Origin of the sequence: Dolichospermum planctonicum (assembly GCF_005402965.1) — a bacterium.
Classification (GTDB): Bacteria; Cyanobacteriota; Cyanobacteriia; order Cyanobacteriales; family Nostocaceae; genus Dolichospermum; species Dolichospermum planctonicum.
The window spans coordinates 32,338-48,237 of sequence record NZ_BJCF01000017.1 but is presented as its reverse complement, the minus strand read 5'-3'; the positions used below and the strand labels follow the sequence as shown (position 1 = coordinate 48,237).

Sequence of the window (15,900 nt, the reverse complement as noted above, 5' to 3'; positions counted from 1 at the left end):
CTTATGATCCTACATTCATTGCTGCTAAAAATGCCTTTTGACTTACATCTTTATACACTGCTTGTAAATATTTCATTACTAATTCACCCGCAGGTAAATTAGTTGTATTTTCCTCATCTTTTGCTAAAGGAATTGTTCCTAATACATCTAATACTGTTTCAGTCACAGCAGGTGAAATTACCACTAAAGATGATTCTAACGGCTGATTATATCGCCAAAAATCATCTATTTTAACGGGATATTGATGTTCAGAAACTTCTGGTTGCATTTCCGATGTTTCTTGAGTTGTTTCTACATTTTTACTGCTGCGTAATTGACGTAAATCACTGATAATTTGCTCTTTTGTACGTCCACGTAGTTGAAATAATACAAAAGGATCTTCACTAAAGCGATCGCCTAATTGATAATATACCGCACCGATATGTTTACAAGGAACAGCTTTATCAGGACAAGAACATTTACTGTGAACATCAGTCAGAGTAAAGGGAAATAATGATAAACCGTTACTGATAAAAACTTCCTCGATATTTTGTGGCATTTCTCCTGCTAATAATTTAGCGGCAAAAATCGCTTTTTGGGACATTGTTTCCACAATATAACCCCATTCTTCATCACTAAAAGCATCAAGAGATAAAGACACTTTATAAGGTTCTACTTCACTACCCTGCACTCTAGCTAATACCTTCCCAGCCTTAAATTTAATACTCAGAACATTTCCTCCTCGAGAATAATTTCTTGCCCGTTCTAAGCGCTTTTTAAATCGGTAAGAATCCAGTAAATCTAACCATCTTTGTGACCACCATTCCCGACTTGCTTGTAAGGTTTCGTTACTCATAATCTTTCATCTTTTTGTGGTGTTAGCAATAGACCTTCTCCATTTATTCAAAGTATCATTGAAAACTCATGTATCAACAATTCTCTAACCAATTTCGCAAATCCTCTACATCATCTAAATCAAATATTGCCTCTCCCAAAGCTTCAATAATTTCTATATTTAAACTTCTAATTTTGGTTTCTAATTCTAGATCAATCTGTCCAAATTTCCTATTAATTTGACGAATAATTAAATTTTTTTCCCTTTCAATTCCCCTTTCAATTCCTTTTTCAATTCCTTTTTCAATTCCCTTTTCAATTCCTTTTTCAATTCCTTCTTCCATCCAACTGGTAACAATTTGCATAACTTCCTCCTTTTCCTCTGTTATTAATGTACCTACTTCTATTTGAAATTTATCTTCTTCAATTTTATTCAATCTCAAATATGTGTCAATAAAACCTGATATCAATTGCATTTTGGCTGGATTTAATTTTAAGGTGACTAATAACCTTAAACATTCTGCTTTGACCTTTGGCCTATCTTCTGGTGCTATGCTCATTTTCGACATCAAAGCCGATGCAACTGGATTTTGACGGGTTAAAAAGTCTCTCCAGTTGAGTTGATTTAGTTGCACCACCTGATAATTAAATTTTAGCACCTCAAAATCAGGAAAGTTGATTTGATAGTTATTCACAGCTACGGTTTTCGGTGAGTCGTAGGAAAATATCACTATCGGATATATTGGTAAGTCCAATTTTTCATCTAATCTGGCAAAATAACGAAACATTCTTTGATTAAATTTCGGTCTTGCACCTGATTCTGCCTCAATATGAATCACAAAATAAGAAAGTTGACCTAAAAATTTAGCTTTGGCTATCAGGTCGGTTTCATATTTATCTCCTGCAGTAACATCAGTAAATATTTCCTTGTCCAAGAATATAATTGATTCCGTGTCTATATATTCAAGGACTTGAGGAAAGAATAATTCTATAAATTCTATGAAAAAGGTTGATATTAGTTCTTTGAATAAGCGGTCATGGTCTATGTTTTCTTTCATATTTTTATCTAAGTTAGGATTTACATGATTTAAGAACCAACGGTTTTTTAAACTTCATCTTCTTCAATGATTGCATGACGATCTAATATTAACAAATTTCTTAATTGATCAGTATCCATTTCTGTTAACCAATCTTCTCCTGCACCTACAACTTGTTCTGCTAATTGCTTTTTACTTTCAATCATATCATTAATTTTCTCTTCTAAAGTTCCTGTACAAACAAATTTATGGACTTGAACATTGCGAGTTTGACCAATTCTAAATACTCTATCTGTAGCTTGATTTTCCACTGCGGGATTCCACCATCTATCAAAGTGAAAAACATGATTTGCTCTAGTTAAATTTAAACCCACACCACCAGCTTTTAATGATAAAATCATAATTGGTGGTCCTTGCGGGTCATGTTGAAATCTATCAATCATTTCCTCTCTTTGTTTTTTACTGGTGCTACCATATAAAAAGAATATTTCTCGTCCTAATCTATTTTCTAAATAAGGTTTTAATAACTTACCCCATTCAGCAAATTGTGTGAAAATTAAAGCCCGGTCTCCTTCTGCCACAACCTCATCTAACATTTCTTCTAATCTTTGTAATTTACCAGAATGATGTTTTTCTAAAGTTGCTAATTTTAAATATTGGGCAGGATGATTACAGATTTGTTTTAACTTCACTAATAATCCTAAAATCATACCCCGACGTTGTAAACCTTCCGCAGATTCAATCTCTACTAAAGATTGATCTACTAATTGTTGATATATTGTAGCCTGTTCAGAAGTTAAACCACAAAAAACAGTCATTTCTTGCTTTTCTGGCAGGTCTTGAATAATATCTTTATCAGTTTTTAATCTTCGTAAAATAAAAGGTTGCACTAAAGAACGTAATTGATTTAAAGAAGCAGTATCACCATACTTTTCAATAGGCATAGCAAACCGTCTTTGAAAAAATTGTTTATTACCTAAATAACCGGGATTCAGGAAATCTAAAATAGACCATAATTCTTGTAATCTATTTTCTACAGGTGTTCCGGTTAAAGCAATACGAAATGTAGTTTCTAACTGTCGAACTGCTTGGGATTGTTTAGATTCTGAATTTTTTATATTTTGGGCTTCGTCTAAAACAATTATTTGCCATTCAACGGTTTTTAAAAGTTTAATATCGCGGTGAATGAGTGCATAGCTAGTAATAACTAAATCATGTTTATTAACAGTTTCCGTAAATGCTTTACCTTTAGGACGTTTATCACCATGATATTCTAAAACCTTGAGAGTCGGAGCAAATTTACTTACTTCCTTTTGCCAATTGCCCATAACTGAAGTAGGACAAACTAATAAAGTTGGTTTTTCTAAAACATTTTCTTCTTTGAGATGAAGTATAAAAGCGATGAATTGAATGGTTTTACCTAATCCCATATCGTCCGCTAAACAAGCACCCAAACCCCATCTTTCTAAAAACGCTAACCAAGCTACACCACGTTCTTGATAAGGTCTTAATTGTCCGGTAAAATTGCCAGGAGTTGGTAAAGTTTGAATTTCTTGATTATTAGTTAATGCCCCAATTAATTCCTCTAACGCACCCGTAGCTTCAAAACTAACAACAGGTAATTTTTCAATAACTTGAGTATCTCCTTTACTAATACGTAAAGCATCTTCTAGACAAAGAGACATTTGTTCCTTACGGGAACTAAAAAAGTTTTGGGCGGTTTTGATATCTTGGGGACGTAATTCTACCCATTCACCATTAATTTCTACTAAAGGACTATTTAATTTTACCAATTTATCAAACTCAATTTTAGAAATTGTTTGTCCACCAATTGCTAATTGCCATTGAAAGTTTAATAAACTTTGTAAACCTAAACGTCCTGATTTTTGTTGAGGACTTTCGGCACTAATTTTTAACCCTAAACGGTTTGCCCACCCTTCCCGATTTGCTAAACTAGGAGGTAAAATTACTCCTAAACCGCTATCTTCAAATCTCCAAATTATAGCTTTGATAAATTCATAAGCTTCTGTAGGAGTCAGGTGGCAAAATTCGGGAGATGCAGTTTCTAAACTTGAAGTAATTATAGGATACAATCGAGAAGCCAAACCCAAACCTCGTAAAAAGGTTTCTTGAGGTTGTTCAATTGTCCGATGTTGATAAACTAATTTATCTACAGGTTGCTGCCAAATTATCGCTGCTTCTATTAAAAATTCCGGGTTATCTACTGCTTGCAGAAAATACTTTAAAGTCCAATTTGGTTCTTGATTTTCTGGAGGAATTAATTGGAAACAAGTTCTAAATAATGCTTTCCCTGTAAGTTGATATTGTAAGGGTAAAGTCCAGGCTTTTAAAGTAGTTTTTAAACGTTCTCCTCCTGCCCCATTAATTGTATTATTTTCGTTATTATTTTCATGAATTAATCCTTTTAACCATTGCTGTAATACGGTAGGTAAAGACATCATGATTCTCGGTTCAAGGGGAGATTGAGAACCAACCATTAACCGCAATTGATGATCTGTAATGTGATTGAGGAATGATAATATTAATTCTTCAGGTAATAATGGTAAATCAATTGCGAGATTTTCGATATTTTGTTGATAGGTTCGACAAGCTAAAGGTATTTTTGAGGCAAATTTTTCTAATCTAGTGACATCTATCGCACTATCTAAAAGTACCTGCCATTTGGCAACTAAATTGCTATCTTTTTTCTCAATATTTGGCAGAAATTTACACCGAGAAATCAAATCTAAATGCCATCTAAAAATATGTACCCAGAAATGAATATCTGCTCCTAATAAAGCTGCTTTACTGTCATTTGGACTCAGAGGTAAAGAGCTAAGAAATTGAATTGCTAATGCTGGAGTAAGACAAAAACCCTCAATTTTCCAAGGATGTAAATATTGTGAAGATGAGTAGTTTATATCAACACCGACAGAATAAACTGGAGAAATTGTTGTTAATTCAGATTTATTACTCTCTACAAAATCAGTTGGTAAAGAAATTATTTGTGAGTGAATAGGTAATTTGATTTCTGTTGTTGGTTGACCTTTAATTCTTTGTTTATTAGTAGTATTTGGCTGAATTAAATTAGCAATTGACAAATTAGATGTTTCTAACCATTCATTTAATTCCCCTGATGTCATAGCCAATGGGTGTAAATAAATTTCAGCAGATACTTCAGTATGCACCTGTGAAGAACGCCAAATTTCCCCCCAAATAAAGAAATAGCTATTTTGATGATTTATTACCCAAGTTCCGTGTAAAATTGCCATGTTTGAATATACTAATTATTTTTTAATTCTTAAGCTGTTGAACATTTAACTTGCATATTGCCTACAAGTAAAACTTTTGTGGGGTGGGCATCCTGCCCGCCCGAATTATGCAACTTAAAGGTTTTTCAGCTTATCTCTATTATCTCGCATTTTGAGTTAAGAGATAAAACTTGTCGGCGATTATAAATCGCTACTACACAAACAAAGTCCACCCAGGTGGACTAACAGAAAAATTAATATTTTTAAACCCATGCAGATGGGTTTTGACTGTGTAGGCGCGACTTCTAGTCGCCCAAGTTTTTAACAACTACTGAGAATTAAAGGATTTTCAGGATTAATACATTCAATGCTATAATCAACAAATAACTACTTGGTATCATATCATGATGATTACTCAAGAATTAGAATGCAAAGAAAACATCTCCCAAGATGTAATATTTCCCCCAAGTGATTTATATAGTGATGAACCGACCGTGGAAACAGAACTACATCTAAGACAAATAATTCTACTTTTCAAATGTCTAGAATGGTTATGGAAAGATAGAAATGATTTCTATGCTGCGGGAAATCTCACCATTTACTATAGTCCTAATCAGAAAAAATCTGAATATTTCCGAGGTCCTGATTTCTTTGTGGTCTTGGGAACAGAACGCAAAACCCGGAAAAGTTGGGTGGTTTGGGAAGAAGATGGTAAATATCCTAATTTCATTTTAGAAATTCTTTCACCAACTACAGCAAATACAGATAGAGAATACAAAAAAGAACTTTATCAAAATACTTTCCGCACACCGGATTATTTTTGGTTCGACCCTTATACACTAGAATTTGCAGGTTTTCATTTAGTAGACGGAGAATATCAACCTCTAGAAGAAAATCAGCAAGGACATTTATGGAGTCGTCAGCTAGGTTTATATTTAGGAATTGATCAAGGACTATTACGGTATTTTACAGCAGAAGGGGAGCTAGTTCCTACACCTGAAGAAACCGCAGAACAGGAAACTAAAAGAGCAGAAAAAGAAGCGAGAAAATCAGAACGTTTAGCAGCAAAATTGCGGGAATTAAATATAGATCCGGATACAATTTAATCCCGTTGCTGGGTTACTCTGTTGCTTAACTTCAGAGGTTGTTTTAAAAGTCTAAATTCATACTAACTCTGGCGATTCTAAATCGCGGTACATTTTGCACACAGGCAAAACTCATGCAGATTATGGTAATATTAAAATATACTACTATACTTGTTACCTCTGAGAAGTATGAGCATCTACCCAGATTTTCAAGCACAAGGCTATGAGGTTATTAGAGAATTAGGACGCAACCGCGAAGGTGGTAGAATTACTTGGTTAGCAACAAATCTTAACACAAAGCAACCAGAAGTAATCAAACAGTTTTGTTTTGCTCAAGCGGGTTCAAGTTGGTCTGGTTCAGAAGCCCACGCACGAGAAATACAGGTACTTAAAGGATTAAATCATCCTGGTATTCCCAGTTATTTGCATTCTTTTGAAACCGCCGATGGTTTTTGTCTAGTTCAAGAGTATATTCATGCTTCTACTTTAGCAGAACCTCGCAGCTTTTCACCAGCAGAAATTAAACAAATTGCAGTTAAGATTTTAGAAATTCTGGTATATTTACAAAATCGGATACCGTCGGTAATTCATCGGGATATTAAACCAGAAAACATTTTAGTAGATGAACAAATCAATGTCTATTTAATTGACTTTGGTTTTGCTCGTATTGGTAGTCATGATGTGGCTGGAAGTAGTGTATTTAAAGGAACTCCTGGTTTTATTCCGCCAGAGCAAATGTTTAAACCGACAAATGCTACAGATTTGTATGCTTTGGGTGTAACTTTAATCTGTTTATTGACAGGAATTAAGTCCACAAAAATAGATGAATTACAAGATGCAGATGATCCTTATGTCATTAATTTCCGTCATCTTTTACCCCGGTTGAGTTTGCGGTTTATCGGTTGGTTAGAAAAAATGGTACAACCGAAACAAAAAGACCGATTTACTAATGCAGAAGCAGCTTTAGAATCACTCAAACCCCTTGATGTTATTCGTGTACCAGGGGTTGATTTTAGTGAGACGGTTTTAGAGTTTAAAGCGAATAGGCTGGGGGAAAAATTAACGCAAAGTATTACTATTGAAAATCCTATACCAGATACTTTGTTAGAAGGTAAATGGGAAGTTGCACCCCATCCTCAAGACCCACCCCATACACCAGATCATCATGCTTGGATTTCGGTTAAACCTGCTCAGTTTAGCAGCAATCATATTCGTTTTCAGGTTCAGGTAGATACGAGTAAATTAATGGCGGATAAGCAGTATAAACGTCAATTAATTCTTTATAGTAATGCTTATCCAGCTAGTGATAATTTGACGGTGAAGGTGCAAACGGCAGCTTTACCCATTGAGAAGATAAAATTGCCTTATTGGCGTTTAATTGCGATGTTTTTACTGGTTGTGGCTGCGGGTGTGGCTGTGGGTGTGGCTGTGGATGTGGCTGGGGCTGGGGCTGGGGCTGCGGGTATAGCTGTGTATATGGCTGTGGCTGTGGCTGGGGCTGGGGCTGGGGCTGCGGGTATAGCTGTGTATATGGCTGTGGACATGGCTGTGGACATGGCTAAAGAGGCCAAAAACTTGTTTACTAGTATACTAATACTACTCATATTAGGATCTGGAATTAGTGTAGGAACGGGAATAATAATAGGTTTTAACTCATTTATTTTGTTAGCACTCACTGGAACAGGTTTAACCACACTTTTCATGCTACTTTATCTACCCTTAAAAAGACGTAAATTAATTGCTAAATATCGTCAGTCTGAGGAATCTTTAATTAAGCCGTGAAAATATCAGTCATGTAGGTTGGGTTAAGCGACAGCGCAACCCAACAAAAGATATAATGAAGATGTCTGAATCAGGATATCCAGGATTTAAGGATTTACAGGATGAAGGGATTAAATATTTATTGTCTGAATCAGGATACCCAGGATTTAAGGATTTACAGGATGAAGAGATTAAATATTTTTAATGATCACCAAATTCTATTAATCTACCAATTCTGTCAATGATGATAACAAAGCCTGATAGCGTGGCGTATCCCAGGATATATGGAATTCAATTGTTTTCTGAATGAACTATCTTTGAGAAACACACAATTATTTAATTATTCAACTCATCAAAATCCAAATCCATACAAAAATCCTGTAAATCCTTTAATCCTGGACATCCTGATTCAGACAAAAATATTTAATTATTCAACTCATCAAAATCCAAATCTAAACAAAAATCCTGTAAATCCTTTAATCCTGGACATCCTGATTCAGACAAAATATATTGACAAACATAACCAAATTAAATTAACATTGAATTAGATGCTAATTAAAATTACAACCATGATTAACCTTGCTAAAAATATACATTCCCTTGCATGAGAAATATCAAATTATTATCCAACCAGTCATGTAGGTTGGGTTAAGCGACAGCGCAACCCAACAAAAGAATAATATAATGTTGGGTTTTCTCAACCCAACCTACGTAATGCTATAATCAACAAATAACTACTTGGTATCATATCATGATGATTACTCAAGAATTAGAATGCAAAGAAAACATCTCCCAAGATGTAATATTTCCCCCAAGTGATTTATATAGTGATGAACCGACCGTGGAAACAGAACTACATCTAAGACAAATAATTCTACTTTTCAAATGTCTAGAATGGTTATGGAAAGATAGAAATGATTTCTATGCTGCGGGAAATCTCACCATTTACTATAGTCCTAATCAGAAAAAATCTGAATATTTCCGAGGTCCTGATTTCTTTGTGGTCTTGGGAACAGAACGCAAAACCCGGAAAAGTTGGGTGGTTTGGGAAGAAGATGGTAAATATCCTAATTTCATTTTAGAAATTCTCTCACCAACTACAGCAAATACAGATAGAGAATACAAAAAAGAACTTTATCAAAATACTTTCCGCACACCTGATTATTTTTGGTTCGACCCTTATACACTAGAATTTGCAGGTTTTCATTTAGTAGACGGAGAATATCAACCTCTAGAAGAAAATCAGCAAGGACATTTGTGGAGTCGTCAGCTAGGTTTATATTTAGGAATTGATCAAGGACTATTACGATATTTTACACCAACAGGAGAGCTAGTTCCCACACCTGAAGAAACCGCAGAAAAAGAAGCGAGAAAATCAGAACGTTTAGCAGCAAAATTGCGGGAATTAAATATAGATCCGGATACAATTTAATCCCGTTCCTGGGTTAAGTAACAACGCCACCTAACAACAGCTTTAATAATCTTGAGTTTCTTGGCATCAAACCAACCAACCTAACTGATATAATGGAACTGAGTATGAATATGGGTAAAACTATGACTACCAAACAGATTACAGAGTATTTCAACTTTCTCTCCCCGGAAGACATCCGACTAAAAGATTCACGTATTGGGATTGAAACAATTCTTTATGAATACATTGATTGTGGACGTTCTCCAGAAGAAATTACCCAAATATATAAATCAATTTCCTTAGAACAAGTATATGCGACCATTCTTTATTATTTGCAAAATCAAGAAACTGTCAGCGCTTACATAAAAAACTGGATGGAACATGGTCATAAAATGAGAGAACAACAAAGACTTAATCCCCCACCAGTGTCGGAAAAACTGCACCAACTCAGAATTGCCAGACAAGCGAAAAAGCCAGCATGACCTTAAAATATTTAATTGATGAAAATGTTAATCCTCTATATCCAAATCAAATTAGATTACGAGAACCTGATATTTTGATTAAGGTAATAGGAGAAGCGAATATACCCTCAAAAGGTACATTAGATCCAGAAATTTTGTGTTGGTGTGAGAAAAATAATTTTGTATTAGTGACAAATAACCGAACTTCCATGCCTGTACATTTAGATGATCATGTTGCTATTAATCGCCATATACCAGGTATTTTCATCCTTAATCCAAATTTAAGTATTGGTGAAAATATAGAAGAACTAATATTAGTTGCTTTGGCTTCAGAAGACAATGAATATCAAGATAGAATAATTTATTTACCCTTACCATAAAAATAACTCAATTGGTAATATAGCTTGGGTTTACCATTCCTTTTTTGGGAATTACCATACAGTTAATTACATCTTAATTGATTGATGAACTATAATAAAATCCTTCTGAAAAAGATAACTTAGATGACAAACCCAGATATAAAGCCCACTGTACAGCTAACTTAGGAAATTTTGTTTTATGTTTGTTCATGACACAAGCCGTCTAGACTGCATAAATGTTAGGATTGCCACAGAGTGAGAAACGCGTAAGAGAAGGAAAAAAAACTGAATGGCAGAATTTGAAAAGTCAATATCCTTTGATGGACGGGATATTCGACTGACGGTTGGCCTACTAGCCCCCCAAGCAGGTGGGTCGGTTTTGATACAATCAGGGGATACAACTGTTTTAGTGACAGCCACGAGGTCAGCAGCCAGGGAAGGTGTTGATTTTTTGCCACTGACGGTAGATTATGAAGAAAGACTGTATGCGGCGGGAAGAATCCCCGGAGGAATTATGCGCCGGGAAGGTCGTCCACCGGAAAAGGCAATTCTTACCAGTCGTCTGATTGACCGCCCGCTGCGTCCCTTATTCCCTTCCTGGTTACGGGATGATTTGCAAGTTGTGGCCTTAACTATGTCCATGGATGAACAAGTCCCTCCCGATGTGTTAGCAGTGACAGGTGCTTCAATTGCTACCCTCATTGCCCAAATTCCATTTAATGGACCAATGGCCGCTGTGCGAGTAGGTTTAGTGGGTGATGATTTTATTATTAACCCAACCTACGCAGAAATTGAAGCGGGAGATTTGGATTTAGTCGTGGCTGGTTCACCAGATGGGGTGATCATGGTGGAAGCCGGTGCAAATCAATTGCCAGAGCGAGATATTATTGAAGCGATTGATTTTGGCTATGAAGCTGTACGGGATTTAATTCAAGCCCAATTAGATTTCCTGGATGAATTAGGTTTAAAACTTGTGCAAGAAGCACCACCCGAACCAGATCAGACCTTAGAAAATTATATCCGCGATCGCGCTAATCAAGAGATTAAGAAAATATTAGCGCAATTTGAGTTAACTAAAACTGATCGTGATATTGCCTTAGATGCAGTTAAGGATAGTATATCTGATGAAATCAAAGCTTTATCAGAAGAAGACCCCATTCGCATCGCCGCAACAGCAGACTCCAACGCCCTTGGTAATACCTTTAAAAGCATTACCAAATACTTCATGCGCCGTCAAATTATCGAAGATAATGTGCGCGTTGATGGGCGTAAACTTGATGAAGTCCGTCCCATATCTTGTCGAGTTGGTATAATACCCAAACGGGTACATGGTAGTGGTTTATTTAACCGGGGACTGACTCAGGTATTATCAATGTGTACCCTTGGTACTCCTGGAGACGCTCAAAATCTTAACGATGACTTGCAACTAGACCAAGCTAAACGTTATCTGCATCACTATAACTTCCCACCCTTCTCCGTCGGCGAAACCAAACCCTTACGCGCCCCCGGTAGAAGAGAAATCGGACATGGTGCATTAGCGGAAAGAGCATTGTTGCCTGTATTGCCACCTAAAGATAAATTTCCCTACGTAATTCGTGTAGTTTCGGAAGTGCTTTCTTCCAACGGTTCTACTTCCATGGGTTCAGTTTGCGGTTCTAGTTTATCCTTGATGGATGCTGGTGTACCAATTACTAAACCCGTCAGCGGTGCGGCCATGGGCTTGATCAAGGAAGGGGACGAAGTGCGAATCCTTACCGATATTCAGGGCATTGAAGACTTTTTAGGTGATATGGACTTCAAAGTTGCCGGTACTGATACTGGGATTACCGCTTTGCAAATGGATATGAAAATATCCGGGTTGTCTTTAGAAGTCATCGCCGACGCTGTCCACCAAGCCAAACCAGCGCGGTTGCACATTCTGGAAAAAATGCTCCAGACTATTGACACCCCCAGAGAAGAAACTTCACCCTATGCCCCCCGCCTGTTGACAATTAAGATCGATCCTGACATGATTGGTCTAGTCATTGGACCTGGTGGTAAAACCATTAAGGGCATCACTGAAGAAACTGGTGCAAAAATTGACATCCAAGATGATGGTACTGTCACTATTTCCGCAGTTGATGAAAATAGGGCTAAGAAAGCGCGGAACATTGTTCAAGGCATGACTCGTAAACTCCATGAAGGTGATGTTTATATCGGTCGTGTGACCCGGATTATACCTATTGGTGCTTTTGTGGAATTTTTGCCCGGAAAAGAAGGCATGATTCACATTTCTCAACTTGCTGACTACCGCGTTGGTAAAGTTGAAGATGAAGTCGCTGTTGGTGATGAGGTGATTGTCAAAGTGCGAGAAATTGACAATAAAGGTCGAATTAACCTCACACGCTTGGGTATTCACCCAGATCAAGCAGCAGCAGCACGGGAAGCAGCAGCGGTAAACCATTAAATCCTCTGTTGGATTTTAGATTTTAGATTACGGATGAATCACAAATCTAAAATCCGCGATGCCTTGCTAGTAGGCATCGCTGTCGTGTTTTTTTAAGCTGTTACGCGGCTAGATTGTACAATCCTAATATGGCTAAATCTTGTGGTGCGGGCTTCCTGCCCGCTATAATTATACAAATTAAATGCAGTACAGCTTATCATTTCTAATACTCTAAAGCTCTTTTTTATCTAACCACAGAGGCACAGAGGACACAGAGGGAAGAAAAAATGCTCAACTAAATTTTATTGGTTTATAATTCTGATTTTTGATTTTTGAACTAATTTGATGACTTTGTTTCTGCTATCTGGAAAATTATCTCCGCTAATGTCTGTAATAATTCTTGCTCATTATAAGGCTTGGAAAAATAAGCTTTTGCCCCTAATTTCATCGCTAATTGACGGTGTTTATTACTACTGCGAGATGTCAGCATAATTACAGGAATATCTCTCAAGTCTCTATTAGCATTAATTCGCTCTAAAAAGCTATAACCATCTATCCTGGGCATTTCAATGTCGCAAATTACCCCTTGGACTTGTAACCCATTTTCTAGCTTTTCTAAGCCATCTTGACCATCTTTTGCTTGTTCTACTTGATACCCACCTTTCTCTAGGGTTAGGGCTAAGTACCGACGCACATTAATGGAGTCATCCACAATCAAAATTTTCCCTTTTTGACGAGGGGGTTTAGTTGAAATTGCTACTTTTGAGGGTTTTAAGAAAGCAGTTTGTAATCTTGTTGTCGGTAACTTACGACTCAGATGGGGAGGTTCACAATTAGTAATCCATAACACTAAATCATTAGTATTAACTAGGGGAACTACCCGACCATCACCCAGAATTGTACAGTTATTAAAACCGCTCGGTAGAGGAATATTACCTTCTACTTGACGAATAGCTACTTCCTGTTCACCCCAGCAGCGTTCTACCTGCACTGCAACCTGTTGATTGTCATGTTTGACTATTAATACACTTATAGCATTAATTATGGGCGGAGTTTCTAATTCTAGATTATTGGAGCGGGGGCAATTAAACTCAAAGTAACTATTTAAACGCAGTAATGGTAATTGCGTATCTTGCCATTTAATCAATTCTTTACCATCCTGGAGAAAGATTGGCTGATTTTCTAGTAAGAAAATTTCCTCTATGACATCTGTATAAAATGCTAAGAGTAGTCCATCGCTCTCTACTAATAAGATTCGCGCTACTGATAAGGTAAATGGTACTGATAAAGTAACTGTCGTCCCCAATCCTTTTTGAGTATCAACGTTTACATCTCCTCGCGCTACTTTGAGGTTATTACGCACTACATCCATTCCCACCCCCCGACCAGATAAAGCTGTTACCTGTTCTGAGGTACTAAACCCTGGTTCAAAAATCAATGATAGTAGTTCCTCATTACTCGCACTCGCTAATAAAGAATCATCTAAACCCATTTTTAAAGCGCGGTGACGAATTTTGTCTAAAGAAATACCTTGACCATCATCACGGATAGTAATCATCGTCCGATTACTATGGTAAAATGCCTTTATTTCAATCAACCCTTGTTCAGGTTTTCCCTGAATTTTACGGGTAACAGGATCTTCGATTCCGTGATCAAAAGCATTGCGTAATAAGTGCATTAAAGGCTCATTTAATGCTTCCAAAATGCTCCTTTCAATTAAAGTATTACCACCTTCAATTCTTAACTGCACATTTTTTCCATACTCCACATTCAAATCTCTAATGGCTCTAGGAAAACGCTCGACTAAATCTGAGAAAGGACGCATTCTCATCTGGGTTAATTGTCTTTGCAATTGTTTAGAAGTTTTATTCAGTTTTCTCGCTATTTGGTCTGTATCATCAACACTTAATTGAATATCACTTGTAACTTCTGCAACTTGCACAATAGTTTCCATGACATCCTGAGATAAGACATCTAATTTCTGATAGTAATCTTGTTCTAAAAAGTGATTTTCTGCTTCTTGATTATGATGATTTATCAGATGATTATGAGTCATAATTTTTCCATAAGCCGTCCGCAGTTCTTGATTTTCTTGATCAAGAATTTGCACTCGCTGATTTAGACTACGAACCAATTTACGTAATCTTTCCATTTGCACATTCAACCCATTTTTCTGAATAATAATTTCTCCAAATAAATCATGAATTTTTTCTAAGTGTTTCCCTGAAATTCTCACGGTATTTTCATGATTTTCACGTTCTTTATGAGGTAAATTAATATCTCCTTTGCGCTGTTCATTAGATTTATAATCTATATCTAAGAGCGGATTTTTTGAATCCAAAACCCTATCAAAATCAGCAAATTCGACGGCGTTAATTTCTGGAGGTAGTTCTATATCTGCTAATAATTGCCAATCATAACTAACAGTTTTTGATTGATTTACTAAATTATCTTGGGGATTTGATGATAGGTCTTTATGACTATCAACATTATCAGTAATAAACTCACAAAAGTCAATTTTTATTGGTAAATTATTCCCTTGATTACTTAATACTAAAGCTTGAGACTTTCTCCATGATTCTAAAGCTAAATTAGCAATTTCTACACAGCGATGAGGATAGGTTTCTAAGTAATTAATCACTGATTCACATAGTTGGGTAAATGCTTTTAACTGGAGCATTTCTCCTAAGCCACCTAACTCAGTGGCCATGATTAGTAATTCGGATCTTAATCCTGGTTTATGACTATTTTTTAATCGAGATTCTAGAATTTTTAAATATTCTTCAACTTCAGTTTCAAACAACAAAGGGATAAGTTGATTATCTTCTGATGATAGTTCTGATGATAGTAATGTTGTAATATTCTCTGGAGACGGCTCACCTAAACGCTCATAGAGTTGATCAAAAATTGGGTAACAAGATTCTCTTAACCGACTATGATCTAAATTGTTACCCTTTGAAAGTAATTCAACAATGCGTCGTAACCAATCAACACCAGATAGCAATAAACTTTGTAAATTGGTATCGAGTTCTAGAGAATTTTTCTCAGTCTTTAAAACCTTAAAAGCATCTTCTAGACGGTGAGCTAAATCACTTAATACACTAAATCCCATCATGGCCGCCCCACCTTTAATAGAATGAGCGGCTCGCATTGCAGCATTAATTTTTTCTAATTCCATGCGGTTGCTGCTGTCAATTCCCAACAATATCCCTTCTAAAATGTTGAGATAATCAGTTGCTTCTTCCAAAAATTGCATCTGGATTTCCAATTCTTTATCTTTGGTCATTAGTTATTATT

Annotated in this window: 11 protein-coding genes; 7 read left to right on the top strand and 4 right to left on the bottom strand. The window is 36.3% G+C overall.

Annotation, left to right across the window (positions count from 1 at the left end):
* Position 1 precedes the first annotated feature (1 nt).
* From FFO06_RS09550 to FFO06_RS09540, 3 genes are all read right to left on the bottom strand, one after another.
* The gene (locus tag FFO06_RS09550) at positions 2–835 is read right to left on the bottom strand and encodes an SWIM zinc finger family protein (RefSeq protein WP_137907834.1); all 834 of its coding nucleotides are present in this window, start codon (positions 833–835) and stop codon (positions 2–4) included.
* A 73-nt stretch (positions 836–908) separates the two neighbouring features.
* Positions 909–1,871 carry a DUF4351 domain-containing protein gene (locus FFO06_RS09545; RefSeq protein ID WP_137907833.1) on the bottom strand — a complete coding sequence of 321 codons (963 nt, stop codon included), beginning with the start codon at positions 1,869–1,871 and terminating at the stop codon, positions 909–911.
* A gap of 47 nt (positions 1,872–1,918) precedes the next feature.
* Positions 1,919–5,122, bottom strand: coding sequence for a sll1366 family intein-prone helicase (locus FFO06_RS09540; protein WP_137907832.1), 3,204 nt, complete (start codon positions 5,120–5,122; stop codon positions 1,919–1,921).
* Between the two features lie 383 nt (positions 5,123–5,505).
* Here FFO06_RS09540 and FFO06_RS09535 point away from each other — a divergent pair, with 383 nt between their 5' ends.
* The 7 genes from FFO06_RS09535 (at position 5,506) to FFO06_RS09510 (ending at position 12,624) form a co-directional block, all read left to right on the top strand.
* Entirely contained in the window at positions 5,506–6,207 is a 702-nt protein-coding gene (locus tag FFO06_RS09535) for a Uma2 family endonuclease (RefSeq protein ID WP_137907831.1), read from the top strand.
* Between the two features lie 168 nt (positions 6,208–6,375).
* The gene (locus tag FFO06_RS09530) at positions 6,376–7,968 is read left to right on the top strand and encodes a serine/threonine protein kinase (RefSeq protein WP_137907830.1); all 1,593 of its coding nucleotides are present in this window, start codon (positions 6,376–6,378) and stop codon (positions 7,966–7,968) included.
* Positions 7,969–8,029: 61 nt separating this feature from the next.
* Entirely contained in the window at positions 8,030–8,152 is a 123-nt protein-coding gene (locus FFO06_RS22300) for a hypothetical protein (protein WP_268904595.1), read from the top strand.
* 546 nt (positions 8,153–8,698) lie between these two features.
* Positions 8,699–9,379: a Uma2 family endonuclease gene (locus FFO06_RS09525; protein WP_137907829.1), complete on the top strand. Its 681-nt coding sequence runs from the start codon at positions 8,699–8,701 to the stop codon at positions 9,377–9,379.
* A 122-nt stretch (positions 9,380–9,501) separates the two neighbouring features.
* Positions 9,502–9,840 carry a DUF433 domain-containing protein gene (locus tag FFO06_RS09520; protein WP_028090279.1) on the top strand — a complete coding sequence of 113 codons (339 nt, stop codon included), beginning with the start codon at positions 9,502–9,504 and terminating at the stop codon, positions 9,838–9,840.
* On the top strand, positions 9,837–10,199 hold the full coding sequence (locus tag FFO06_RS09515; RefSeq protein WP_028090278.1) for a DUF5615 family PIN-like protein: 363 nt from the start codon (positions 9,837–9,839) through the stop codon (positions 10,197–10,199). Before FFO06_RS09520 ends, FFO06_RS09515 begins: the two co-directional genes overlap by 4 nt.
* Before the next feature lie 268 nt (positions 10,200–10,467).
* Positions 10,468–12,624, top strand: coding sequence for a polyribonucleotide nucleotidyltransferase (locus FFO06_RS09510; RefSeq protein WP_137907828.1), 2,157 nt, complete (start codon positions 10,468–10,470; stop codon positions 12,622–12,624).
* Positions 12,625–12,940: 316 nt separating this feature from the next.
* Here the strand turns inward: FFO06_RS09510 and FFO06_RS09505 are convergent, their stop codons facing one another.
* Positions 12,941–15,889, bottom strand: coding sequence for a hybrid sensor histidine kinase/response regulator (locus FFO06_RS09505; RefSeq protein ID WP_137907827.1), 2,949 nt, complete (start codon positions 15,887–15,889; stop codon positions 12,941–12,943).
* Positions 15,890–15,900 lie beyond the last annotated feature (11 nt).

What these genes read in the sequence shown, in the direction of transcription:
- FFO06_RS09505 (WP_137907827.1), bottom strand. Translation starts at nt 15,889, where the DNA reads ATGACCAAAGATAAAGAATTGGAAATCCAGATGCAATTTTTGGAAGAA.
- FFO06_RS09535 (WP_137907831.1), top strand. Translation starts at nt 5,506, where the DNA reads ATGATGATTACTCAAGAATTAGAATGCAAAGAAAACATCTCCCAAGAT.
- FFO06_RS09540 (WP_137907832.1), bottom strand. Translation starts at nt 5,122, where the DNA reads ATGGCAATTTTACACGGAACTTGGGTAATAAATCATCAAAATAGCTAT.
- FFO06_RS22300 (WP_268904595.1), top strand. Translation starts at nt 8,030, where the DNA reads ATGTCTGAATCAGGATATCCAGGATTTAAGGATTTACAGGATGAAGGG.
- FFO06_RS09510 (WP_137907828.1), top strand. Translation starts at nt 10,468, where the DNA reads ATGGCAGAATTTGAAAAGTCAATATCCTTTGATGGACGGGATATTCGA.
- FFO06_RS09515 (WP_028090278.1), top strand. Translation starts at nt 9,837, where the DNA reads ATGACCTTAAAATATTTAATTGATGAAAATGTTAATCCTCTATATCCA.
- FFO06_RS09550 (WP_137907834.1), bottom strand. Translation starts at nt 835, where the DNA reads ATGAGTAACGAAACCTTACAAGCAAGTCGGGAATGGTGGTCACAAAGA.
- FFO06_RS09545 (WP_137907833.1), bottom strand. Translation starts at nt 1,871, where the DNA reads ATGAAAGAAAACATAGACCATGACCGCTTATTCAAAGAACTAATATCA.
- FFO06_RS09525 (WP_137907829.1), top strand. Translation starts at nt 8,699, where the DNA reads ATGATGATTACTCAAGAATTAGAATGCAAAGAAAACATCTCCCAAGAT.
- FFO06_RS09520 (WP_028090279.1), top strand. Translation starts at nt 9,502, where the DNA reads ATGACTACCAAACAGATTACAGAGTATTTCAACTTTCTCTCCCCGGAA.
- FFO06_RS09530 (WP_137907830.1), top strand. Translation starts at nt 6,376, where the DNA reads ATGAGCATCTACCCAGATTTTCAAGCACAAGGCTATGAGGTTATTAGA.